Here is a 22,790-nt window from a genome sequence, read left to right on the forward strand (position 1 = left end):
GCCCCGTGGCGTCAGGCCAGTGGGGTCACGCCGCTGGACAGATCGAGGTCCACCCGCCCGCCGCGCGCCGCACGGCCCGACAGCGCGGCCGCGCTGTCCATCGGCAGCAGCAGATCGACGTCGGGTGCGGGCGGCTGCGCCGCGGTCTCGGGCAGGAAGCTGCGCGCCAGCTGGTACAGCAGCAGCGCATCCTGGCTGGCGGCCAGCGACAGCACGCTGTTGGGCTCGCAGCCGCCCACCAGGCGTTCCAGCAGCGCCATCACGTCCTGCGGCACCGGCCACAGCGCCTGCAGCCGGGCCATGGCCTCGGCATGGTCCTCCAGCGGCCGGCCTTCGGGGTGAGGGTCGGTCCACTCCGCGCCATGCGGGCCGAAGCGCTGGCGGAATCGGTCCAGCGCCCGCTGGTAGGAAGCCCGGTCGCCCTGCCGGCGATGGATCTCCAGCAGCTTCAACCAGGGCATCGGGCTGCGGCCTTCCACCGTGCGCAGTTCGGCCAGCAGCCGTTCCACCGCCGCCTGTTCCTGGCCCAGGGCCACGAAGAAGTCGGCCTGCTGCTCCAGGTCGATCAAGGCATCGGCACTGAGCAGCGGTGCCGGCGTGGCCGGCGTGGAGAAGAGCTGCGGCACCGGCCGCGTGCTGGAGACGAACTCGGGCCGCTCCAGCAGCGCCGGCACCTGCGCGGCGGTGGGCGCGTCGGGCAGGTTGGCTGCGGCGGGGTTGACTGGGCCCTGCCTGCCCGCGGCGCCTTGCGGGCCGGCACCGGCCATGCCGGCCGGTTGGCTGGCCGGGCCGGCAGGCCTGCCGCTGGCCGACGACGCGGTGGCCGCATCACCGGCGGCCGGCAGGCTGCCGGGGCGTGACGTGGACGCGCCGAAGGCCGCTGGCGACGCAGGTGCATGCGGCGACCCGGTTGCCGGCCGCGCCGAGCGCTGCCGGCGCGCCGACCAGGAGGCCAGCAAGCCCAGGCCGCCGGCCAGCAGCGCCAGGGCGGCGCCCATCCACGGCAGCACGGCCTCGTGCCATTCCACCTGGCCACGCAGGTGCTTGAGCTGTTCCTGCAGCTGCGCCACCTGCTGGGCACGGGCCTCGTCCGCACGGCGCAGGGCAGCCAGGGCGTCGGTCAGCGCGGGCGGCGTGGCATCGGGGCTGGAGGCTGCGCCCGATGCGGCGGGCAGCAGTGCGGCAGGCTCGGTCGGGGCCGGGGTCGGCTGGCCCGCGGCGGGTGCGGTGGCCAGGCTGGCGGCCACGGCGGCGGCCAGCCACCAGGGGTGCATGGCCGAAGGCTGGAAATGGCGTCGAACGCCAGCATCGCTCATGCGTCGGATTGCGTTGGAAAACGGCTTGGAGGGATGCGGTTCACTCTAGCATGCGCCCCCCTGTCCCCGGGGTGGCGCAAAGCCGCATGACACAATGATCCGCAGCGCTTTTCGGCCTTTCAGTGCCGCATGAATCGATGTCTTCCGAACTGCTGACCGAACGCCGCGACACCACGCTGGTGCTCACCCTTCGCGGTGCCGCCAACCGCAACAGCCTGTCGGCCCAGGCCTGCGCCGCCGGCATCGAGGCCATCAACAACGCGGCCGACGAGCCCGGCGTCCACTGCATCGTGCTGCATGGCGACGGTGCCCACTTCTGCGCCGGCGCCGACCCGCATGCGCTGGGCCATGACGAAGCCGGCCCCGGCGGCTTCGAGGCCGCCTTCGATGGCTTGATCGACGTGATGCGTTCCAGCCCCAAGCCGGTCATCGCCGCGGTCGAGGGCCATGCGGTGGACGCCGGCTTCGTGCTGGCCCTGGCCTGCGACGTGGTGATCGCAGCCGACGACGCCTGCTTCTCCTGGACGCAGCCGCAGGCTGCAGCGGCGCTCACGCTGCAGCTGCCGCGCCCGCTGGCCATGCAGCTGCTGTGGCTGACCGAAGCCCTGAGCGCCCGTCGCCTGCACGGCATGGGCCTGGCCAACGAGGTGGTGCCGCCCGGCGAAGCCCTGGCCGAGGCCCTGCGCTGGGGCCGCAAGCTGGCCGGCGTGCCGGCCGACCGCATCGCCGCGGCCAAGGAGTGGTTCCGCAGCCGCAGTTAGCGGTCGAAGCCGGGCATCTGCCGCTCCAGCCGGCGCAGCAGGCCGGGCCAGGCCAGCGCGCCCGGGCCCACGCCCTGCGTCACCTGGCGCGACTGCTCCCGCGCGGTGGCGATGATTTCCTGCGGCACATGGATCAGCTCGCCGCCGCCGGCCTGCGCCCGGACCTGGATCGTGCAGACGGTCTCGAACAGGTACATCGACAGGAAGGCATCGGGGATCGCGCGGCCCACCGTCAGCAGGCCATGGTTGCGCAGCATCAGGAAGGTGTTGCGGCCCAGGCTCTGCACCAGGCGCGGCTTCTCGTCGTCGCGCAGGGCCACGCCTTCGTAGCCGTGGTAGCCCAGCGAGCCCATCACGAAGATGGACTGCTGCGACAGCGGCAGCACGCCGCCCTTCTGCGCCGACACCGCGATGCCGTTGAGCGAATGCACATGCAGCACGCAGGCCGCGTCGTGCCGCGCCGCATGGATGGCGCTGTGGATGGTGAAGCCGGCCGGATTCACCGGGAACGGGGAGACCTCCAGCTTCTCGCCGGCCAGGTTCACCTTCACCAGGCTGCTGGCGGTGATCTCCTCGAACATCAGGCCATAGGGGTTGATGAGGAACTGGTCCTCGGTGCCCGGCACGCGCGCGCTGATGTGGGTGAAGACCAGGTCGTCCCACTTGAACAGCGCCACCAGCCGGTAGGCGGCCGCCAGGTCCACCCGCGTCTGCCATTCCTCGGGGCTGACGCTGCCTTTCAGGCTGGGGATCTCGATCGGTGCCATTGCTTGCCTCCACAAAATTTAGAAACTTCAGTATGTGGACAATACCCAGCGCACGGCGATGATTGCTGTCGCCTCAGAGACAACGCCATGACCAGCCTCATTCTTACCCCTGCCGAGCGCCAGAACATCGAACAGGGCTCGTGGTTTTCCAGGCTGTCGCTGCCCTTGCGGCAGGCCATCCTGGCCCGTGCCAACGTGCGCCGCTATGCCGACGGCGCGCTGCTGTCCACCCGCGGCCAGCCGGCCGAGGACTGGTGCGGCGTGGCCGCGGGCGCGGTGCGCGTCAGCTCGGTGTCGCTGTCGGGCAAGCAGATCACGCTGACGTATGTGGAGCCCGGCACCTGGTTCGGCGACATCGCGCTGTTCGACGGCCTGCCGCGCACGCACGACGGCAATGCGCACGGCCCGACCACCGTGCTGCAGGTGCGCAAGCCCGACTTCAAGGAACTGCTGTCGCAGCATGTGGAGCTGTACGAGGCGCTGCTGCGCCTGAACTGCCGCCGCCTGCGGCTGATGTTCGACCAGATCGAGGACCTGAACACCCGCCCGCTGGCCGCCCGCCTGGCCAAGCAGATCCTGCTGCTGGCCAAGAGCTACGGCATCGAGCAGGGCGAGGAGATCCGCATCAGCCTGCAGCTGGCGCAGGAAGACCTGGCGCAGCTGCTGGGCGCCTCGCGCCAGCGCGTTAACCAGGAGCTCAAGGGCTTCGAGCGCGAAGGCGCGGTGCGGGTGGAGCCCACGCGGCTGGTGGTGCTCTCGCGCGAGAAGCTGCTCAACCTGTCGGAGAAGTGACCCATGCAAGCGTTCACCGGCACCAAGGATGTCAGCGGCCGCCATGCCTTCGACCTGCAGGCGCTGCAGCAGCACCTGGCGCAGCACCTGCCCGGCTTCGAAGGGCCGCTGACGGTGGCGCAGTTCAAGGGCGGCCAGTCCAACCCCACCTACCTGCTGAGCACGCCCGGCGCCCGCTACGTGATGCGCAGCAAGCCGGGGCCGGTGGCGCGGCTGCTGCCCTCGGCCCATGCCATCGAGCGCGAATACCGTGTGATGCATGCACTGGCCGGCACGCCGGTGCCGGTGCCGCGCATGCACCTGCTGTGCGAGGACGAATCGGTCATCGGCCGCGCCTTCTACCTGATGGACTTCATCGAAGGGCGGGTGCTGTGGGACCAGTCCCTGCCTGGCGTGCAGCCGGCCGAGCGCGCGGCCCACTACGACGAGATGAACCGGGTGATGGCCGCGCTGCATGCAGTGGACGTGCAGGCCGCGGGCCTGGCCGACTACGGCAAGCCGGGCAACTACTTCGAGCGGCAGATCGGCCGCTGGAGCCGGCAGTACCAGGCCTCCATCACGCAGCCGATCGAGGCGATGGACCGGCTGATCGACTGGCTGCCCGCGCACATCCCGCACAGCGCGCGCGACGTGGCGCAGGTGTCGGTGGTGCATGGCGACTTCCGGCTGGACAACGTCATCTTCCACCCCACCGAGCCGCGCATCCTGGCGGTGCTGGACTGGGAGCTGAGCACGCTGGGCCATCCGCTGGCCGACTTCAGCTACCACATGATGAGCTGGCACATCCCGCATGCCGTGGGCCGCGGCATCCAGGGGCTGGACCTGGCCGCGCTGGGCATTCCCGATGAAGACGCCTACCTGCGCCGCTACTGCGAGCGCAGCGGCCGCGCCGACATCGAACAGGTGCGCGCCGACTGGAACTTCTACCTGGCCTACAACCTGTTCCGCATCGCGGCCATCCTGCAAGGCATCGCCAAGCGGGTGGAAGACGGCACCGCGGCCAGCGACGAGGCCCGGCTGCAGGCCGCGGCGGCGCGGCCGCTGGCCGAGATCGGCTGGGGCTTCGCCCGCCGGGCCGGCGCCCCGGGCTGAAGCCGGCGACGCCCGTCAGCGCGGGCCGTCGCCCTCCAGCCGCGAATCGGCCGGCGTGCTGCTGAACAGGCTGGGATGGGTGCTGGCATGGGCCGACTGGGTCCACAGCTCCACCGCGCGGCGGCCTTCGCGCAGGCTGGTCTCGAAGAGCGTGACCACCGCGCGCAACCGGGTGGCATCGGGCTCGGCCATGGCGGTGCGCAGCGTCAGCCGGCCGCGCAGCGCCACCAGCAGCAAGGGATCGCTCGCCGAAAGCCAGCTGCCGCGAGCTTCCAGCAGCCGGGCCGACAGCGGGCCGGCCAGCCACTGCTCGATGGCGGCGGTGGTATTGCCCACCGCGCCGAAGGCTTCCTTCAGCAGCTTGGAATCGATGTGCGGCGCCTTGGGGAACAGCACCAGCCAGCGCATCTCCTCCGGCGTCTCGGTGTCCATGCGGGTCTGCAGGCCTTCGGTGAACTGCTCGAACACCTGCTTTTCCAGCGTTTCCATCAATGCCCGCGAGATCAGCATCATCTGCAGGTCGTTGCCGCCCTTGAGGTCGCCGCGCAGGCGCAGCTCATTGCCTGCGATGTAGCTGCGCTGCGAAGGACCCCACTCCAGCCGCCAGCCCTGGGCGGGCACGCCGGACTCGATGACGAAGCCGCTGCCGTCCCGTGCGCGCTTGAAGGCATGGCCGGCCGAATCGGCCCAGGTGGCCACCGCGGACCAGCCGGCACGTTCTGCACCACCGGATATCCAGCGCTTGAGGGTTTGGAACATGAAGATGTGCAAGAAGCAGGGTTGAACTAGAGTCGCGGCACCCTGCCAGACGAGGAGATGCGCGGATGATCGAAGTGTATTCGTGGCCCACGCCCAACGGCCACAAGGTCCACATCATGCTGGAGGAGTGCGGCCTGCCCTATCGCGCGCATCCGGTGGACATCGGTGCCGGCGACCAGTTCAAGCCCGAATTCCTGGCCATCAGCCCCAACAACAAGATCCCGGCGATGACCGACCCCGACGGGCCCGATGGCCGGCCGTATTCGCTGTTCGAGTCCGGTGCCATCCTGCTGTACCTGGCCGGCAAGACCGGCAAGCTGATGCCGGCCGACACCCGCGGCCGCTACGACGTGCTGCAGTGGCTGATGTTCCAGATGGGCGGCGTGGGCCCGATGCTGGGCCAGGCGCACCACTTCCGCATCTATGCGCCGCAGAAGATCGAGTATGCGGTGGAGCGCTACACCAACGAGGCCCGCCGGTTGTACGGCGTGATGGACAAGCGGCTTGCCAAGAGCACCTATCTCGCCGGGCCGGAATACAGCATCGCCGACATCGCGGTGTTCCCGTGGCTGCGCTCCTGGAAGAACCAGGGCATCGACTGGAACGACTATCCGCACCTCAAGGGCTGGTTCGACGAGATCGGCCAGCGGCCCGCGGTGCAGCGCGGCGTGGAGGTGCTGGCCGACCTGCGCAAGCCGCTGATGGACGACAAGGCGCGGCAGACGCTGTTCGGCAAGGACCAGTATCAGCGCCGCGACTGACCGCGCCGCATCGCTGCCCGCACGCAGGATCGCCGTTTGCCTTGCCGCAGCCAATGAAGCTGCGCCGAGGACGGATGTGATGGAAGACTGGAGCACGCTGCTGGACGCCGTGCAGTGGCCGGCGATGGTGGCCACCGTGGCCGCCTCCTGGCTGGTGACCTCGCTGAGCAAGGGCCGCCGCCAGGCAGGCTTCTGGCTGTTCTTGGTGAGCAATGCGCTGTGGGTGGTCTGGGGCCTGCACACGCAGGCCTGGGCGCTGCTGCTGCTGCAGGTGTGCCTGGCCTTCATGAACATCCGCGGTGCCCGGAAGAACGACACCGAGGCCGAACCGAAGGCCGAACCCGAAGCCGGAAGGGCCACTGGCTAGAATCCGCGCTCGCCAGGGCGACGTTAGCTCAGCTGGATAGAGCAATTGCCTTCTAAGCAATAGGTCAGAGGTTCGAGCCCTCTACGTCGCGCATCGTGCCTGCCGCGCGGGCAGGGAAAGTCCGGCCCCCAGGGGCACGGCGATTGCCGCAAGTGCACCACCGCACAACGAGGTCATCGCCATGACGCGCACCCTGGTCGGCATCTTCACCCGCACCGAAAAAGGCGGAGCTGGCCGCCGACGGCCTGACCGCCGCGGGCGTGGCCAAGACCCACATCTCGCTGTCTCCCGCCGTGCGCAACGACGCCAACATCGCCTGGCCGCCGCATGCGGACGGCCCCCTGTTCACGGACGATGCGGACGAGGATCCGCTGGACGAGGCCGGCCGCGGTGCCCGCTACAGCCGGGCGCTGCGACAGGGCTGGACAGTGCTCACGGTGGAGGTGGAAGACCGCCAGGCCGCCCAGGCCGCCGACGTGCTGCGCCAGGCAGGCGTGCTGGAGCTGGACCAGCTGCCGCCGGCCGGCTGAACCGGCCGCTCAAGGCATGCACGCGCATCGGCAGGCAGGCCTGCACGCCGGCTGGTATGCCGGCTGGAACATCGTGGCCGCGGCCACCGCCATCACCTTGCTGACGGTGGGCCTGCGGCTGGGCATCGGCCCCTTCTTCCTGCCGATGGCGCAGGACCTCGGCTTCAGCCGCAGCCTGCTGGCGGGCATCGTCGGCGTGGGCATGCTGTGCTACGGGCTGGCCATGCCGGTGGCCGGCTGGCTGGTGGCACGCATCGGCACCCGTGCGGTGCTGCTGCTGGGCACCGCCATCGTGGTGGCGGCTTCGCTGTGGACGGTGCAGGCGCGCACGCCGCTGACCTTCGGACTCTCGTTCGGCGTGCTGCTGTCGGTGGGCCTGGGCTTCACCAGCCCGGTGGCGCTGACGCCAGTGCTCAGCCGCTGGTTCACCCGGCAGCGCGGCATGGCGCTGTTCTACCTGTCCACCGGCTCCATGGCCGGCATGGCGGTCATGACGCCGCTGTCGATGCAGGCCATTGGCCGCTTCGGCTGGCAGCACAGCCTGCTCGGCCTGGCCGCGGTGTTCGCGGCGGTGACGGTGCCGGCGGCGCTGTTCGTGGTGCGCGACGACGCGCCGCCGCACACCGACCTGCTGCCCGAGCAGGTGGCCGCGCAACGCGCCGCCCCTGCGGTGCCAGCGGCCGCGCTGAGCTTCGGCCAGGCCGTGGCCACCTGGCCCTTCTGGCAGATCTGCCTGGGCCTGTTCGCCTGCGGCTTCAGCATGAACCTGCTGGGCACCCACGGCGTGCCGATGCTGATGGACCACGGCTTCGACGCCGGCACCAGCGCCATGGGCATCGGCACCATCGGCCTGGTGGCCATCGGCGGCACGCTGGTGCTGGGCAAGGTCGCGGACCGGCTGCCGCGCCGCTGGATGCTGGCCACCATCTACGGCGTGCGCGGCCTGGGCTTCTTCGCCCTGCTGGCGGTCGGCACGCACCTGGAGCTGTATGGGGCGGCCGCCATCGGGGGGCTGGTGTGGGCCGGCAGCATCGCGCTGTCGTCGGCCATCCTGGCGGACGTGTACGGCGTGCGGCTGGTAGGCGTGCTGTACGGCTGGGCCTACGTCAGCCACCAGCTGGGCGCCACCGTCAGCAGCTGGCTGGGCGGCTGGGGCTTCGACACCTTCGGCAGCCACGCTGGCCTTCGGCGGCGCCGGCGTGCTGCTGCTGATGGCCGCGGGCGTGTCCATGCGCCTGCCGGCGGGAATCAAGCCAGCGGCGCCTGCACGGTCGGCGCTGGCGGCGACCCAAGCGGTACCACGGACAGATCGTTGAGCGCCCGCCGCACCCAGGGCGCCCGCTGCGCCTCGGTCGTGAGTGAGCGCAGCCACTCATGCAGATCGGTGATCTGGTCCCGCGCATCCCAGTCCACCGGCAGCAGCTGCCTTTCGAAAGACACCACCCACCACCAGACGAACAACTCGCCGAACAGTTCGATCGCCATGTCGTTGTGCAGCTTGTGGTGCTTCGCGAGGTAGCCGAGGCGCAGGAAGAAGCCGATCACGATCCAGACGTGGACGGCGTCTTCCGGCGCCGTGAGTTTCTCGAGGTCGAGCATCGTCGCGGATGGATGCTTGCGCACCAGTTGACCGGCGAGCACGCGCGACCTGTAGTTGGACTCGCTATTCCATTCCCTGTGCAGGTCGAGCACCGTGCGGACACGCTCTTCCGATTCCAGTTCCTGCTTCCGCTTCAATTCATTCCAGTTCTGCACCACCTACGCCAGGTAGGCGACGACCGCGACCTTCGCCAAAGCGATCAACGGGTTCACCAGGCCACCGACATAGTCCGCGAACTGGCCCCACGGCTCGGGATCGGTCCGGCTGATGCGGAGGCCGCCAAGGAAGGCAACGTACATGCCGACCACGGCAACAAGGTACGCAAGCGCTGCAAGGGAGGCGACAGTGATGACGCGTCTGGGGGTCCAGGTTCCCATGGCAGCCTGCTTCCATCGGTGTTGAGGAAAGGCATCGTACTGGCGCGTAGCCAGTCTCGTGGCGTCCGCCGATGCGCCGTGCAAACGCTGGCCTGCTCAACAGGCGTCCAGCGCTCTCGCCAACGCACCCACCGCCCTTGGTGCCTGTGCAGACAAGCGCCAGTGCCCTGGCAAGCCGAAGGAGGTGAGGTCGCGCACCGCCACCCCGGTCGGCCGCAGCGCTTCCGGCGATGCGCCCGCCGGCGTGCACACGACCAGGAATGGCGTCGTGCTCGGCAGCGGCTCGAAGCCTCGCTGCGCCAGCACCTGCACCAGGGTTGCGCGCCAGGCCTGCAAGACCTCCAGCGAGTCCCTCAACCAGGCCTGCGTCGCCGGTTCCGCCCAGCTGCCCAGCATCGCCACACCCTGCCCTGACAGCAGCCACGACGCCTCCGCATCCCGCAACGCCTGGCACCACGCGGCCACGTCCCACGCGACTACCGCGCCTGGCGCCGGCGCCACCGCGTAGGCCCCGCGCACGCCGCACAGGCCGAGCGCCTTGTTCGGGCTGTGCAGCACGAACACCTGCTCGCGTTGCTCGTCGCGCCACAGGCCGGGGCCCTGCAGCCGCAGCGGTGCATACACCGCATCCAGCACCGTGGGGCGGTCGCCAGGCCGCGGCGGCGGCGCCGCATCCTGGCCCAGCGGGCTGCCGGGCTCGGCCTGCCAGCGCAGCGTGGCCGTGGGGTCGGCTTCGTCGACCACCGGGCGACCCCAGGCCAGCGCCGCGGCGCGATAGTCGCCGTAGGCCAGCGTGGGCACGGCCACCGGGCCCGGCATCAGGCGGGCACCCACGGCGGTGATGCGCTGGATGAATTCGCTGGCGCTGGCAGCCAACAGGATGCGGCTGGGGTCCACGCCATGAAAGTCGGCCAGCCGGTCGCGCAGCACGGTATAGCCGGGGTCGGGATAGCGCGTCGCGTCCGCGGCCTGCACGGCGGCCAGCGCTGTGGGGCAAGGTCCCGCGGCATTGGCATTGGTCGAGAAGTCGTGGGGCGCCGGGCCGCGGGCGTCGGGGCCGCCGTGCATGCGCATGCCCGTCAGTCCTCGATGCCGCGCTGCGCGGGCACGCCGGCCTGGTGGTGGTGCTTGACGAGCTTCATCTCGGTCACCGTGTCGGCCAGCTCGATCAGCTCCTGCGGCGCGTCGCGGCCGGTCAAGACCACGTGCACATGCGGCGGCCGCTTGCGCAGCGCCTGCAGCACCGGCGCCAGCGGCATCCAGCCGTAGCGCAGCGGGTAGGTGATCTCGTCCAGCACCACCAGGAAATGCGCGCCCTCGCGCAGGGTGGCCTCGGCGCGGGCCCAGCCTTCACGCGCGAGATGCGCGCTGTGCGCCAGGTCCTTGCTCTTCCAGCTGAAGCCGTCGCCCAGGCCTTCGATCGGCACGCCCAGCTGCTCGAACACGCGGTGCTCGCCGAAGCGGGCCGAAGGCACCTTCATGAACTGGTAGATCTTCACCGGCTTGCCGCGGCCGTGGGCGCGCAGCGCCAGGCCGAAGGCCGCGGTGCTCTTGCCCTTGCCGTGGCCGGTGTGCACGATCAGCAGGCCGCGGCGTTCGCCTTCGGGCTTGGGCGCTGCGGCGGTGGGCGGTGCGACGATGTCCATGTCAGATTGCTTCCCCGGCCTGGTGGAACACCAGCGGCGCCACCGGCTCGCCGCCGAGCAGGTGCTGCTCGATGATGCGGTCCATGTTGCCCGGCGTCACGTCGTAGTACCAGGTGCCATCGGGCTGCACGCACACGATGGGCCCGCCCTTGCAGGCCGCGAAGCAGCTAACCCGGCTGCGCTTGATGCGCAGCTCGCCCTCGTTCAGGCCCGCGGCCTTGAGCTTGTCGCCCAGGCTGTCGAACAGCGCCTGCGAGGCGCCGCCCTCCGAGCAGCGGGGGCCGGTGCACACCAGCAGGTGGCGCCGGTAGGCGCCGATCTTGGGCTTGACGGCTTGCGGTTCAGTCATGGGCAGGGTCCTCGGGTTCGGCCAGGGTGGCGGCGATGTAGTCGGCCGGCAGGTTGTATAGGCAAGCCAGGTCGGCCGCGGTGTGGCCGGCGGCGGCCTGCGCGCGCAGCGTGTCCAGCCAGCCCAGCAGGCCGGTGCTGAGCGAGCGGCCGGGCCGCTCGCCCTCGCGCGCCTCGTGCTCCGTGTCGTACTTGTTGGCGTAGCCGCGCGGCGTGACCATCAGCCCGTCGCGCACGAAGGTGGCGCTGTTGCCGATGAGCACGGTGCTCAGCATGCCGATGTCGGCCTCCACCAGCCGGTCCAGCGTGGTGTGGTGGACGGCCTGGCGGCGGCGGTAGGCGCTCTTGACCACCACGGCCGGCGTGTCGGGCCGGCGGTGGCGCAGGAACAGGCGCTGCGCCTCCACGATCTGCCGCGTGCGGCGGCCGCTCTTGGGGTTGTACAGCGCCACCACGAAGTCGGCCGCCGCGGCCGCGTCCAGCCGGCGCGCGATCACCGGCCACGGCGTGAGCAGGTCGCTCAGCGAGATGGCGCAGAAGTCGTGCGTCAGCGGCGCGCCCACCAGCGCGGCACAGGCGTTGAGTGCCGAGGCGCCGGGGACGATCTCCACCGCCACCGGGTCGTCGGGTGTCCAGCCGGCCTGGAACAGCACCTCGTAGGTGGGACCGGCCATGCCGTACACGCCGGCGTCGCCGCTGGAGATCAGCGCCACCTTCTTGCCGGCGCGGGCGGCTTCCAGCGCGCTCACCGCGCGGTCCAGCTCCTCGGTCATGCCCTTGCGCACCACCTCCTTGCCGTCGATCAGGTCGGCCACCAGCTTGATGTAGGTGACGTAGCCCACCACGACGTCGGCTTCGGCGATGGCGGCGCGGGCGCGGGCGGTCATGTGCTCGACATGGCCGGGGCCAATGCCCACCAGCGTGATCTTGCCGGGGGCTGCTTGCAACATGTGTTCGGTCATGGCGTGGCCGCGCATGCGGCGATGGAGACGGTGGCGTGGCGGCCGTCGGCGCCGCGAAGCTTGTGTTTTTCGACCAGCAGCCGCGCTCCGGCGCCACCGGCGGCCAGCAGCGCGGCGGCCTCGCTGACCGAGGGCGTGCCGGTGTGGCGGCGCACCACTTCCGACGGATGGGGCACCGGCACCGCGGCCAGTTCGGCCGGTGCATAGAAGCGCAGCGGAAAGCCGTGGCGCGCCGCCAGGGCCAGCAGCCCGGCCTCGTCGGCCTTGAGGTTGATGCTGGCCGCGCCGGTGACGTCGCCCAGGGTGGCACCGGCCTGCTGCAGCGCCTCGGCCAGCGCCTGCGCCAGCGTCTGCATCGGCGTGCCGCGGTCGCAACCGAAGCCGATGGCGATCGGCATCACGGCGCGGCCTCCACCGGCGGCCGGTACACCACCAGCGCCTCGTGCAGCTGCTGCCACAGCGCCGGCGGCACCGGCCGGTGCGTGACCCACAGCACCGCGGCATGGCGGGCCAGGTCCACGTCCTCCAGCCGCTGGTAGCAGTGGATGTTGGCCGGCAGCGGCGTCGGACGCATCCACCAATGCGGGCTGCCCGCCTCCTGCACCATCGCGATCGGATTGCCGTTGACCACATGGGCCGAGACGCGGGTGATGTTGAGCTTGGGCGCCTCCACCGTCCAGCCCAGCTCGCGGCCCAGGATGTCCACCGGGATGGTGCGGCCCACGTCGGATGCGGTGGTGAGCACCGGCGTGGCGCCCAGCAGCCGGGCCACCTCCTCGGCCATGGCATTGGCACCGCCCACATGGCCCGACAACACCGGGATGACGAAGGCCGCTGCATCGTCCACCACCAGCACGCCGGGGTCCTCGTCCTTGGTCTTCAGGTGCGGCGCGATCAGCCGCACCACCGCGCCCAGCGAGACGAAGAACACAATCTGGTCGTAGCGCTGGAACAGCCCACCGATCTGGTCCTTGAACGCGCCTTCGTAGGCGTGCACCGGCTGCGGCAGCCCGGCCACGGCTTCGGCGAACCTGGCCGACACGCACACTTCAGCGCCGGGCATCGCCTCGGCCAGCCGGCGGGCCAGGCCGGCGCCGTGCTTGGTGATCGCCACCAGCACCACGCGGGGCGTGGGCTTGTCCAGACAAGTCATGCAGCTTCCTTCTTCAGGCATCCGCGGATGCGCTCGCCGCGCACCCGCAGCGGATTCTTCACGATCAGCAGCGACAGGTAGCTCACCTTCTGGCCGCGCAGCGCCAGCAGCTCGGCGCCGCGGAAGCTGCGCTCGTCGGGCGCGCCGCTGCGCTCCACGAAGGCTGCGCCTTCCAGCAGCCCGCGCTGCTGCAGCCAGTCGATCAGCGCATCCATCAGCGGCTTGACCTTCAGCAGCACCAGCGTGTCGAAGTCGGGCAGCAGCCGGTCGAGCGCGCTCACGCCGTAGGCCGCGGGCACCACGGCCACGGTGTCGTCCTGCTCCGCCAGCGGCTGGCCCAGGCCGGCGCTGGCGGCGCTGAAGGCCTGCACCCCCGGCACGATCTCGATGCCGATGCGCCGCTCGTGCGCACGCAGCGTGCGCGCCAGGTGGCCGAAGGTGGCGTAGGTGCCGGCATCGCCTTCCACCAGGAACAGCACGTCGCGGCCGGCCTGCAGCCAGGGCAGCACCGCGTCGGCGGCGCGCAGCCAGGCGCGGGCCAGCTTGTCGCCGTCGTGCGTCATCGGGAACAGCAGGCACTGGTGCTCGCCGGGCGGCGCCAGGCCGGCGCGCTGCACGATGTCGAAGGCATAGCTGGGCGTGCGGGTGCTGCGCGCCGGGTACACCCACACCGCGTCGCGCCGCTGCAGCAGGGCCCAGGCGCGGCGGGTGATCAGGCCGGGGTCGCCGGGCCCCAGGCTGATGCCGATCAGGCGGCCGAAGCGCTCAGTCATCGCCCGCCCCCGCTGCGCGCAGACGATCCACACCGGGTTCTCGGCGGCCAGCCGGTGCATCTGCAGGATGGGCCTGCTGCGCGCGGCCTGCAGCTGCAGCACGTCCCATGCGGCACCACAGGCCGTGAGCGCCGCGGTGGCGGTGGCCAGGTTCTCGATCGTCACGAAGTTCATCACCAGCCGGCCGCCCGGCCGCAGCCGCTGCAGGCACAGCGTGATCAACCCCGCCAGCTCGCCGCCCGAGCCGCCGATGAACACCGCATCGGGGTCGGGCCAGTCGGCCAGCCCGTCGGGTGCCCGGCCCAGCACCAGCGTGTGGTTGGCCACGCCGAAGGCCGCGCGGTTGCGCAGCGCGATGGCATGGTCGGCCTCGTTCTTCTCGATGGCCCAGACATGGCCGGCGCCGCACAGCCGCGCCGCCTCCAGCCCCACCGAGCCACTGCCGGCGCCGATGTCCCACACGCGACTGTCGGCGCGCAGCTGCAGCCGGGCCAGCGACACCGCCCTCACCTCCTGCTTGGTGATCAGGCCCTTGTCGGGCTGGCGTTGTTCGTAGTCCGCATCGGGCAGGCCGAAGAGCACGGGCCGTGGGCGCGGCTGCAGCCGCCACAGCAGCACCACGTTGGGATCGGCAAAGCGGCGGCCGGCGGCTTCGGCGGGGCTGAGCGTGGCATGCACCTGCTCGTCGGCGCTGCACAGCCGCTCGGCCACCGCCATCTGGAACTGCTCGCCCAGGCCCTCGGCCAGCAGCAGCCGGGCGATGCGGTCGGGCGTGTTGTGCGGGCTGGTGAGCAGGGCCAGCCGGTCGTGCGCACGCAGCGCCTGCGCCAGCGCATGCAGGCCGTGCGCGGGCGGTGCGCCGGGTGTCCATTCGCCGGCATCGGCCGCATGCACCGAGACGATCTTCATCTCCTGCCAGGCCAGGCCGACGCGGGCGCAGGCCAGCTGCAGCGTGCTGACGTTGGGCAGCACCTCGATCGCCTCGACGCACAAGTGGCTGGCCAGGTAGGCGGCGATGCCGTGGCACAGCGGGTCGCCGGTGGCCAGCACCACCACCTGCAGCCTATCGGCCCGGGCGGCGCGTATCCACTCGGGCACCTCGGCCAGCCGCCCGGTCATGTCGAGCCGGAGCGCGCGGGGCGCGATGTCGTCGTCGAACAGCGCCAGCGTGCGGTGGCCGCCGATCACCAGATCGGCATGCCGCAGGTGGGCCAGCGCAGTGGCGGTGAGGCTGGCCGCGCCGTCGTCGAGCACGCCGACGATGCGGGCGGGGGATGGGTCTTTGCGCAGGGTCATGGAGAAGAAGCCTCGGCGATCTTGTGGCCGTCGAAATCGCACACCAGCACCTGCAGCCGGAAGCGGCTGCCGTAGCGGTCGGGCGCGGTGAGCGTGCGCACCACCTGCTGCGCCAGCGCGGCATGGAAGGCCGGCAGCAGGCCCAGCGCCTGCATGCGCTCGGCCGCGAAGCGCGCGGTCTCGGCCGCGGCGATCTCTTCGCAATCCGCGGCGGGCGCGCCCACGCTGGCGGCCAGCCGGGCCAGCAGGCCGGTGTCCACCTCGGCGCGGTTGGCATGGGTGATGGTTTCGCCCTGCGCGATCTTGGTGAGCTTGCCCACCATGCCGCCGATCACCACCTGCTGCAGGCCCTGGGCCACGGCTTCGTCCAGTGCATAGCGCAGGAAGTCGCCCATCTGCACGAAGCAGGCGGCGGGGAGGTCGGGGTGCTCGCGCATCGCGAACTGTTCGGTGCGGCCGCCGGTGGTCAGCACCACGATGCTGCGGCCGGTCTGCGCCGCCAGCGTGGCCGCCACCTGCACGCCCTGCACCACGCTGGCCCGGTAGGCCGAGGTGCTGTAGGGCTTGACGATGCCGGTGGTGCCCAGGATGGAGATGCCGCCCAGGATGCCCAGCCGCGCGTTCAGCGTCTTGCGGGCCATGGCCTCGCCCTGCGGCACCGAGATGCACACCTCCAGACCGTCGTGCAGCAGCAGCTCGTCGGCCACCGCACGCACGTTGTCCTCGATGTTGCGGCGGGGCACCGGGTTGATCGCGGGGCCGCCCACTTCCAGGCCCAGGCCCGCCATGGTCACGGTGCCCACGCCCGTACCTCCCTTCAGCAGCACCTGGCCGGCCTGGCCGCGCAGGCGCCGCAGGTCGGCGGTGAGGTGGGCCCCATCGGTGCAGTCGGGGTCGTCGCCGGCGAACTTGACCACCATCGCATGCGCAGCCTGGGCATCGCAGCGGCCGTCGTGCACCTCGAAGCGCACGGTCTCGCCGTTGGGCAGCAGGCAGTCGATGTGGGCGGGCACCGCGCCTTCCACCAGGCCGATGGCCGCCGCCCGCGCGGCCGCGGCCGAGCAGGCGCCGGTGGTGAAACCGGTGCGGGTGCCGCGCGGCTTGGCCGCTTCCATCGTCACGCGCGCTGCGCCTCGGCCAGCGACAGCAGCGCATGCAGCGCCGCCACCACCAGCGTGGAGCCGCCCTTGCGCCCGCGGATCACGATCCACGGCACCTCGGCCAGCTCGGCCATCGCCGCCTTCGATTCGGCCGCCGACACGAAGCCGACCGGCATGCCCACCACCAGCGCCGGCCGCAGGCCTTCCTCGCGGATGAGCCGCACGACTTCCAGCAGCGCGGTCGGCGCATTGCCGATGGCCACCACCGCGCCCTGCAGCAGGCCCTGCCGCCAGGCCTTGCGCATGGCCTGCACCGCGCGCGTGGTGTTCTCGGCCTGGGCCTGGGCGATGACGTCGGCATCGCCGATGAAGTGGTGCGCCGCCATGCCGAAGTGCGCCAGCCGCGGCTTCGACAGGCCGGAGCAGATCATCTCCACGTCGGCCACCACCGGCGTGCCGCCGCGGCGGATCGCGGCGATGCCGGCAGCGACCCCCTGCGGGTGGAAGGCGGTCAGGCCGTTGAAGTCGAAGTCGGCATTGGCATGGATCATCCGCCGCACCACCGGCCACTGCTCGCTTGTATAGGCATGCGGGCCGACCTCGGCGTCGATGATGGCGAAGCTGTCGTGCTCGATCGCCTGGCCGGCGGCGGTGAGCTGCTCGGTGACGGTGTTGGCCTGGCTGCGCATGATGTCAAGCAGCCACGGCATGGATGTGCGTGTGCGTGTGCGTGTGCTCGTGGGCATGGCCATGCGAATGCCCATGCCCCGCGTCGTGCGCGATCTCGCGGAAGCGGCAGCCGTCGCAGGGCAGCTTGCTGTCGGGCACGCCGGCCAGCAGGTCGGCCACGCGCTGCTCCAGGAGGCCGAAGATTTCGGGCTCGAAGCCGAAGTGCGTGCCGCAGTGCAGGCGCAGCTGCGGATACTGCTGCTGCAGGTGCGCCACCTGGCGGTGGATGCGCTCCATCAGCGTGCCGGTGTAGAGGTAGTACGGCAGCACCACCACCTGCCGCATGCCCAGCAGCGCCTGGCGCTGCACCACCCGCTCCAGCCGCGGCCAGGCGATGCCGGTGAAGGCCAGGTCCACCAGTTCATGGTCGGCCTGCTCGAACAGCCAGCGCGCCATCTTCGCCATGTCGCCGTTGGCGCCGCGGTCGGACGAGCCGCGGCCCAGCAGCACCACGCCGGTGGTGGTGGGGTCGGGCATGTCCAGCGCCTGCATCGCGCGGCGCAGCCGCCGCTGCAGGATGGCGAGGATGGGGTCGCAGGCGGTCAGGTGCGGGCCGTAGAGGAACTCGACGCCCGGCAGGTGCGCGCGGGCATGCTCGATGGCCTCGGGGATTTCCATCTTCACGTGGCCGGCGGCATTGAGGATCAGCGGCAGCACCAGCACGCGCCGCGCACCGCGGGCCGCAGCCAGCAGGCCGTCGTGCAGGCCGGGGGCGGCGAATTCGATGAAGCACAGCTCGATGCGCCAGCCGGGGCAGCGCTGGCGCCACTGATCGGTGAACTGGCGGATCTCCACATTGCCGCTGTCTTCGCGGGAGCCGTGGCCGATGAGCAGCACGGTGGTGGTGTCGTCGGGTGCGAGGTGTTTCATGCGCTGGCCTGCCGGAAGCGGTGGGTGAAGGCGGCGTCGTACAGCCGCGACTTGGTGAGCTGGGGCCACTGGCGCGCGCCCAGCGTGGGGCTGGCGATCACCATGGCCTGGCTGACGATGCCGGCCTGGCGGCACAGCTGCTTGAAGGTGGCCAGCGTGCCGCGCACGATGCGTTCCTCGCCCGGCCAGCTGGCCTTGTGCACCACCAGCACCGGCGCGTCCTCGGCCCAGCCGGCGGCGCGCAGGCCGGCTTCCACCCGGTGCAGCAGCGTGATCGACAGGAAGATGCACAGCGTGCAGCGGTGGGCGGCCAGCGCCGCCAGGTCTTCGCCTTCGGGCATGGGCGTGCGGCCGGCCACGCGGGTGAAGATGGTGGTCTGCGTCACCTCGGGCAGCGTGAAGCTCTCCACCGCCGCGGCGGCCGAGGCCATGGCCGACGACACGCCCGGCACCACGCCGATGGGCACGCCGGCGACATCCAGGGGCTGCACCAGCTCGATCAGCGTGCCGTACAGCGCGGGGTCGCCGGTCTGCAGTCGCAGCACCGTCTCGCAGCGGGCGGCCTGCGCCAACAGCCAGGCCGACATCTCGTCCAGCGTCATGCCCTTGCTGTCGGCGATCACGCAGCCCGGTGGGGCCCAGCGCGTGGCGGCCTCGTCCACCAGCGAGCCGGCGTAGAGGATGGCCCCGGCCCGCTCGATCAGGCCGCGGCCCTTGACGGTGATCAGCTCCGGATCACCCGGGCCGGCGCCGACGAACCAGACCGTGCCCATCGTCATGCGGTGAGCCGCTCATCGAAGCACAGACGCGCCCAGCGCTGCGGCTGCAAGGTCCGCACGCCCTTGACCACCAGCACGGTGAACAGCGGCTCCAGCGCGACGATGGCCAGGTAGGAAGCGGCGAACAGGCCCCAGTCGGCCAGTGCCGTCGCGTCGTTGCCGATGGCCAGCCAGAAGCCCACCATCACCGTGACGCCGGTGTAGTACACCGCGTCCAGCTTCAGGATGCGGCCCACCGACAGCGCGCCGCCGGACCGGCGCTGGCCCAGCGTGTGGTGCAGCACCGCCAGCGGCACCGACAGCGACAGGAAGTTGACCGACAGGTGCAACAGGTCCTGCGGCTCGAACACCAGGCCCTGCAGCAGCAGCCCGGCCGCGAAGCCGAACAGCGTGGGCAGGAAACCCAGCGTCAGGTAGATGGGCATCGCGCCGATGAAGTGCAGCTCCGAAGGCCCCACCGGCCGGTGGAAGGACTGCATGAACACGGTGAAGAACAGCGCGGCCAGCACGGTGCGCAGCCACAGCTTCGGCTGCTTGAGCCAGGCGGGTGCATGGGCGGCCATCAGCGCCACCGCGGCCAGGTTGGCGGCCATCAGCTTGGGGGTGGCCAGCAGGCCGGGTTCGATGTGCATGGTTGCTCCTGCGGTGGGTCAAGGGCGCAGCAGCGCGCAGGCCGCCACGGGGTTGGAAGGGAAATAGGCGTGGAAGTAGCTGGCCGTGAGCCGGCCCTGGCGGTACACCGCCTCTCCACGGCGGCCGGTGCGTGCCGGGCGCGTGTGCAGCAGCGGCGCCATCGGCGTGGCCAGGCGCGAGTAATGGAAGCTGTGCCCGCGCAGCGTGCCTTCGGGCAAGGCGGCTTCGTGCAGGCCGATGGCCGCCAGCCGCGGCTGCATCGCCGCCTCGCCGGGCAGCAGGCCGGCCATCGGCTGGCGGCGGCCGTGCACGTCGGCCAGGCCGTCGAGCAGGTACAGCAGGCCGCCGCATTCGGCCAGCAGCGGGCGGCCGGCGGCATGGTGGTCGCGCAGCGCGCGGTGCATCGGCGTGTTGGTGGCCAGCGCGTCCAGGTGCAGCTCCGGGTAACCGCCGGGTAGCCAGACGGCATCGCAGGGCGGCAGCGCGGTGTCGGCCAGCGGCGAGAAGAAGTGCAGCTCGGCCCCGGCCGCGCGCAGCAGGTCGAGGTTGGCGGGATACAGGAAGCAGAAGGCGGCGTCGCGGGCGATGGCGATGCGCAGCCCCTGCAGCGCTGCGTCCGCTCGTCCAGGCGAGTGGCCGGAGGGCGGCGCGAAGTCGACGGCCGGCGGCAGCAGCGCGGCCACGTCGCTGCCGGCGGCCAGCGCATCGGCGGCGCGCTCGATGCGGGCTTCCAGATCGGCCAGCTCCGCTGCGGGCACCAGGCCCAGGTGGCGCTCGGGCAGCGCCATCGCCTCGTCGCGCGGCAGCGCGCCCCACCAGGCCAGGTGCGGCGGCAGGCTGTCGCGCAGCAGCCGGGCATGGCCCTCGCCAGCCACGCGGTTGGCGACTACGCCGGCGAACTGCAGGCCCGGCCGGTACTGCGCCAGGCCCAGCGCCAGCGCGCCGAAGGTCTGCGCCATCGCGCTGCCGTCGATCACGGCCAGCACCGGCAGGCCGAAGCGCAGCGCCAGGTCGGCGCTGGACGGGTCGCCGTCGTGCAGGCCCATCACGCCTTCGACAAGGATCAGGTCGGCGGTTCGTGCCGCCTCGTGCAGCAGGGCCTGGCAATGGGCCTGGCCGCCCATCCACAGGTCGAGCTGCTGCACCGCGTGGCCGCAGGCATGTGCCAGCACCATCGGGTCGAGGAAGTCGGGCCCGGTCTTGAACACCCTCACGCGGCGGCCCGCACGGGTGTGCAGGCGCGCCAGGGCGGCGGTGACGCTCGTCTTGCCTTGGCCCGAGGCGGGCGCGGCAATGAGCATCGCAGGACAGCGCGCAGGGCGCTCCTGGAACGGAAGCATGGCAGGGGACGACGGACGACGGACACCACCGGCCTCCTGCCTCCCCGCAGGTTGCCGACACAGGTTGCGCCGCGCGCCTTGCAGCGCGCGATGCACCCACCCTGTTGGCCGGTCTCCGGGCTGGTGGATGTCCTCGGGCACCCTTCCCAGGCGTCTCAAGCCCAGTGGGTGTGTTGCACGAGCCGGCGCGTGTTGCCACGCGCCATCCACTTACCGTTGCGGGGGCAGCTCAGGTTGGATCGGTTCCGTTGGAACGTCTCTTCCTGATTCCCAGTTTCACTGCACCAGCCGGAGGGCCGGTGCGAGCACCAACGGGGCGCACTATAACGAGGTGTGGCTGGTTGTGGAAGCGTGCGCTGGTTTGGTGGGAGTCGTGGTTCTGCGCTTGTCTAGACAAGGTGGTGGTGACCTGCGTGGTGTGGGCGGTTTGCGCTGGGCCGTGCGGGCCGGCCCGGGGGCTTAGCTTCCGCGGTCGGCGCGTTGCGCCGACTGCCCTGCGCTGCTCGCGCCGGTGGCCCGCGGCCCAACTCACCTCCGCTCGCTACGCGAGCTGCGGCTCAAACAGTCGGCCGCAAGTCAGTTCACGAAGCGCTGCGCGCGCGGCCACCGGCGCTGCGCTGCTCGGCGCTCCACATGCGCCCCCGGGCCGGCCCGCACGGCCCTGCGCAAATGTCGCAGCGGTGGTGCTGTGCATTAAGGTGCCCTGGCACGGCGGCACCGTCTGCTATGGACGTGCTGCGCTGGCGCCGTCGGCCTTTGAGCGGCGCTGTTTGCGGGGTGGCGACTTGCTGGTGTTGTGCTGTTTGCGCAGGGCCGTGCGGGCCGGCCCGGGGGCTTAGCTTCCGCGGTTCGCGCTTCGCGCGAACTGCCCTGCGCTGCTCACGCCGGTGGCCCGCGGCCCAACTCGCCTCCGTAAGCTTCGCTCACTGCGGCTCAAACAGTCGGCCGCAAGTCAGTTCACGAGGCGCGCTGCGCGCGCGGCCACCGGCGCTGCGCTGGTCGGCGCTCCACATGCGCCCCCGAGCCGGCCCGCACGGCCCTGCGCAAATGTCGGAGCGGTGGTGCTGCGCATGGAGGTGCCCTGGCACGGCGCCACGGTTTGCGACGAATGTGCTGCGCTGGCGCCGTCGGCCTTGGCGCGGCAGAGCATGCTCGCCAGCGAGGCCGTTGCAGCAGCTTTCCCCACAGCAGAGCACAGCCGCGCGGGGGCGGTGCCCGGTGGGGCGATTTGTGGGGTGGCGAGGAGCGCAGTGCCGAGGTCGGCGCGCGCAGCGCGCTTCGTGAACTGACTCGCGGCCGCTGTCCGAGCGCAGTGAACGCAGTGAACGTAGCGAGTTGGGCCGCGCGACCTCGGCGCGAGCACCGCAGCGAAGTCCGGCCCGCAGGGCCGGACCACCCCAGCATGAGCCCCGCCGGGCATCGCCCCCGCGTGGCGGCCGAACAAGAACAGAACCTTCGGCCTCTACAACGGCCGAACAATGAATACATGAGCTTTGCGAGCACCGCCCCCCGCGCAGCGGCCGAACAAGAACAGCACCTACGGCAGTGGTATCAAGCGCCCCTCCTGCACGACACCGCTGCGCCCCACTTCGAACGAACCAGCCAAAGCCCGCCCCCGCAACACCTGCCGCAACTCCTGCAGCAGCCGCTCGCGCTGGCGCGGCGTGACATGCCGCCCGACGGCCACCGAGACGCCGCCTGCTGCCAGCTGCAGCCCCACCGCGGGTGCTTCGGCCGGGCTGACACGCACCCAGGCCACGGGCAGCACGGTGCGCTGCACGCGGGCGGCATGCCATTGTTCGACCACCAGCTGTTCGCCTTCGATGGACAGGATGTCGCGGTCGCCGGCGCAGCGTGCATAGGCCAGCAGCGCAGCGGCCAGGGCGGTGATCTCCAGCAGCACGAAGGCCATCACCAGCGGATAGCCCATCCAGCTGAACACTGCGCCCAGCGCCAGCGTGAAGCCGGCCACCGCCGCGAACGAGGTGGCCACCTGCCGCGGCGTGAGCGAGCAGTTGCGCCTCAGCACCCACTGCATG

25 protein-coding genes, 1 tRNA gene, 2 pseudogenes and 1 riboswitch are annotated in these 22,790 nt (G+C 71.3%); of the genes and pseudogenes, 8 read left to right on the forward strand and 20 right to left on the reverse strand.

Going from position 1 to position 22,790, the window contains the following annotated elements; translation table 11 throughout:
- Positions 1–11: 11 nt before the first annotated feature.
- Positions 12–1,316, reverse strand: coding sequence for a hypothetical protein (locus tag LRS14_RS20450; RefSeq protein ID WP_257800860.1), 1,305 nt, complete (start codon positions 1,314–1,316; stop codon positions 12–14).
- 137 nt (positions 1,317–1,453) lie between these two features.
- On the opposite strand from LRS14_RS20450, the gene LRS14_RS20455 reads away from it, so the two are divergent.
- The gene (locus LRS14_RS20455) at positions 1,454–2,077 is read left to right on the forward strand and encodes an enoyl-CoA hydratase-related protein (protein ID WP_257800861.1); all 624 of its coding nucleotides are present in this window, start codon (positions 1,454–1,456) and stop codon (positions 2,075–2,077) included.
- Here LRS14_RS20455 and LRS14_RS20460 read toward each other — a convergent pair.
- On the reverse strand, positions 2,074–2,844 hold the full coding sequence (locus tag LRS14_RS20460; RefSeq protein ID WP_046115872.1) for a class II aldolase/adducin family protein: 771 nt from the start codon (positions 2,842–2,844) through the stop codon (positions 2,074–2,076). The two genes, LRS14_RS20455 and LRS14_RS20460, sit on opposite strands and share 4 nt — an antisense overlap.
- Before the next feature lie 87 nt (positions 2,845–2,931).
- Between LRS14_RS20460 and LRS14_RS20465 the strand changes: the two genes are divergently transcribed.
- Both LRS14_RS20465 and LRS14_RS20470 read left to right on the forward strand, forming a co-directional pair.
- Entirely contained in the window at positions 2,932–3,636 is a 705-nt protein-coding gene (locus LRS14_RS20465) for a Crp/Fnr family transcriptional regulator (protein WP_046115873.1), read from the forward strand.
- Positions 3,637–3,639: 3 nt separating this feature from the next.
- Positions 3,640–4,728 (forward strand): phosphotransferase, encoded by a 1,089-nt coding sequence (locus tag LRS14_RS20470; RefSeq protein WP_257800862.1) that lies wholly within the window; start codon positions 3,640–3,642, stop codon positions 4,726–4,728.
- A gap of 15 nt (positions 4,729–4,743) precedes the next feature.
- Here the strand turns inward: LRS14_RS20470 and LRS14_RS20475 are convergent, their stop codons facing one another.
- Positions 4,744–5,487: a hypothetical protein gene (locus LRS14_RS20475; RefSeq protein WP_157039791.1), complete on the reverse strand. Its 744-nt coding sequence runs from the start codon at positions 5,485–5,487 to the stop codon at positions 4,744–4,746.
- 65 nt (positions 5,488–5,552) lie between these two features.
- Here LRS14_RS20475 and LRS14_RS20480 point away from each other — a divergent pair, with 65 nt between their 5' ends.
- From LRS14_RS20480 to LRS14_RS20500, 5 genes and pseudogenes are all read left to right on the forward strand, one after another.
- Positions 5,553–6,248 (forward strand): glutathione S-transferase family protein, encoded by a 696-nt coding sequence (locus tag LRS14_RS20480; RefSeq protein ID WP_257800863.1) that lies wholly within the window; start codon positions 5,553–5,555, stop codon positions 6,246–6,248.
- Positions 6,249–6,327: 79 nt separating this feature from the next.
- Complete coding sequence (locus LRS14_RS20485) at positions 6,328–6,615, forward strand: hypothetical protein (protein ID WP_046115876.1); 288 nt, start codon at positions 6,328–6,330, stop codon at positions 6,613–6,615.
- Between the two features lie 17 nt (positions 6,616–6,632).
- Positions 6,633–6,706, forward strand: a tRNA-Arg gene (locus LRS14_RS20490).
- A 169-nt stretch (positions 6,707–6,875) separates the two neighbouring features.
- On the forward strand, positions 6,876–7,145 hold the full coding sequence (locus LRS14_RS20495; protein ID WP_257800864.1) for a hypothetical protein: 270 nt from the start codon (positions 6,876–6,878) through the stop codon (positions 7,143–7,145).
- A 16-nt stretch (positions 7,146–7,161) separates the two neighbouring features.
- Positions 7,162–8,461: pseudogene (locus LRS14_RS20500) on the forward strand (MFS transporter).
- Here the strand turns inward: LRS14_RS20500 and LRS14_RS20505 are convergent.
- From LRS14_RS20505 to LRS14_RS20585, 17 genes and pseudogenes are all read right to left on the reverse strand, one after another.
- A complete protein-coding gene (locus LRS14_RS20505; protein ID WP_257800865.1) occupies positions 8,394–8,900 on the reverse strand; it encodes a hypothetical protein in 507 nt (168 codons plus the stop codon). The pseudogene LRS14_RS20500 and the gene LRS14_RS20505 sit on opposite strands and share 68 nt — an antisense overlap.
- 3 nt (positions 8,901–8,903) lie before the next feature.
- Positions 8,904–9,122 (reverse strand): hypothetical protein, encoded by a 219-nt coding sequence (locus LRS14_RS20510; protein ID WP_257800866.1) that lies wholly within the window; start codon positions 9,120–9,122, stop codon positions 8,904–8,906.
- A gap of 96 nt (positions 9,123–9,218) precedes the next feature.
- The gene (locus LRS14_RS20515) at positions 9,219–10,196 is read right to left on the reverse strand and encodes an aminotransferase class I/II-fold pyridoxal phosphate-dependent enzyme (RefSeq protein ID WP_257800867.1); all 978 of its coding nucleotides are present in this window, start codon (positions 10,194–10,196) and stop codon (positions 9,219–9,221) included.
- 5 nt (positions 10,197–10,201) lie between these two features.
- On the reverse strand, positions 10,202–10,768 hold the full coding sequence (gene cobO, locus LRS14_RS20520; protein WP_257800868.1) for a cob(I)yrinic acid a,c-diamide adenosyltransferase: 567 nt from the start codon (positions 10,766–10,768) through the stop codon (positions 10,202–10,204).
- A gap of 1 nt (position 10,769) precedes the next feature.
- Complete coding sequence (locus LRS14_RS20525) at positions 10,770–11,117, reverse strand: ferredoxin (RefSeq protein WP_046115881.1); 348 nt, start codon at positions 11,115–11,117, stop codon at positions 10,770–10,772.
- On the reverse strand, positions 11,110–12,066 hold the full coding sequence (cobJ, locus tag LRS14_RS20530; RefSeq protein WP_257800869.1) for a precorrin-3B C(17)-methyltransferase: 957 nt from the start codon (positions 12,064–12,066) through the stop codon (positions 11,110–11,112). The genes LRS14_RS20525 and cobJ overlap by 8 nt, the downstream gene beginning before the upstream one ends.
- 8 nt (positions 12,067–12,074) lie before the next feature.
- Positions 12,075–12,476 carry a cobalamin biosynthesis protein gene (locus LRS14_RS20535; RefSeq protein WP_257802186.1) on the reverse strand — a complete coding sequence of 134 codons (402 nt, stop codon included), beginning with the start codon at positions 12,474–12,476 and terminating at the stop codon, positions 12,075–12,077.
- Positions 12,476–13,231 carry a cobalamin biosynthesis central domain-containing protein gene (locus tag LRS14_RS20540; RefSeq protein WP_257800870.1) on the reverse strand — a complete coding sequence of 252 codons (756 nt, stop codon included), beginning with the start codon at positions 13,229–13,231 and terminating at the stop codon, positions 12,476–12,478. The genes LRS14_RS20535 and LRS14_RS20540 overlap by 1 nt, the downstream gene beginning before the upstream one ends.
- Positions 13,228–14,004 (reverse strand): precorrin-2 C(20)-methyltransferase, encoded by a 777-nt coding sequence (gene cobI, locus LRS14_RS20545; RefSeq protein WP_257802187.1) that lies wholly within the window; start codon positions 14,002–14,004, stop codon positions 13,228–13,230. Before cobI ends, LRS14_RS20540 begins: the two co-directional genes overlap by 4 nt.
- A 6-nt stretch (positions 14,005–14,010) precedes the next feature.
- Positions 14,011–15,300 (reverse strand): annotated as a pseudogene (gene cbiE, locus LRS14_RS20550) (precorrin-6y C5,15-methyltransferase (decarboxylating) subunit CbiE); the annotation flags it as partial.
- Complete coding sequence (locus tag LRS14_RS20555; protein ID WP_046115885.1) at positions 15,297–16,415, reverse strand: cobalt-precorrin-5B (C(1))-methyltransferase; 1,119 nt, start codon at positions 16,413–16,415, stop codon at positions 15,297–15,299. The gene LRS14_RS20555 and the pseudogene cbiE, both read right to left, overlap by 4 nt.
- A 2-nt stretch (positions 16,416–16,417) precedes the next feature.
- Positions 16,418–17,110: a precorrin-8X methylmutase gene (locus LRS14_RS20560; protein WP_257800871.1), complete on the reverse strand. Its 693-nt coding sequence runs from the start codon at positions 17,108–17,110 to the stop codon at positions 16,418–16,420.
- Positions 17,094–17,999, reverse strand: a complete 906-nt coding sequence (locus tag LRS14_RS20565; RefSeq protein WP_257800872.1) for a sirohydrochlorin chelatase — start codon at positions 17,997–17,999, stop codon at positions 17,094–17,096. The genes LRS14_RS20560 and LRS14_RS20565 overlap by 17 nt, the downstream gene beginning before the upstream one ends.
- The gene (gene cobM / locus LRS14_RS20570) at positions 17,996–18,778 is read right to left on the reverse strand and encodes a precorrin-4 C(11)-methyltransferase (protein ID WP_046115887.1); all 783 of its coding nucleotides are present in this window, start codon (positions 18,776–18,778) and stop codon (positions 17,996–17,998) included. The genes LRS14_RS20565 and cobM overlap by 4 nt, the downstream gene beginning before the upstream one ends.
- The gene (locus LRS14_RS20575; RefSeq protein WP_046115888.1) at positions 18,775–19,410 is read right to left on the reverse strand and encodes an energy-coupling factor ABC transporter permease; all 636 of its coding nucleotides are present in this window, start codon (positions 19,408–19,410) and stop codon (positions 18,775–18,777) included. The genes cobM and LRS14_RS20575 overlap by 4 nt, the downstream gene beginning before the upstream one ends.
- Positions 19,411–19,428: 18 nt before the next feature.
- A complete protein-coding gene (locus tag LRS14_RS20580) occupies positions 19,429–20,712 on the reverse strand; it encodes a cobyrinate a,c-diamide synthase (RefSeq protein ID WP_257800873.1) in 1,284 nt (427 codons plus the stop codon).
- Positions 20,713–20,839: 127 nt separating this feature from the next.
- Positions 20,840–21,079: riboswitch (cobalamin riboswitch) on the reverse strand.
- A 1,209-nt stretch (positions 21,080–22,288) separates the two neighbouring features.
- On the reverse strand, positions 22,289–22,789 hold the full coding sequence (locus LRS14_RS20585; protein WP_257800874.1) for a DUF2244 domain-containing protein: 501 nt from the start codon (positions 22,787–22,789) through the stop codon (positions 22,289–22,291).
- Position 22,790 lies beyond the last annotated feature (1 nt).

The sequence above is a fragment of the Aquincola sp. J276 genome (assembly GCF_024700035.1).
GTDB lineage: Bacteria > Pseudomonadota > Gammaproteobacteria > Burkholderiales > Burkholderiaceae_C > Aquincola > Aquincola tertiaricarbonis.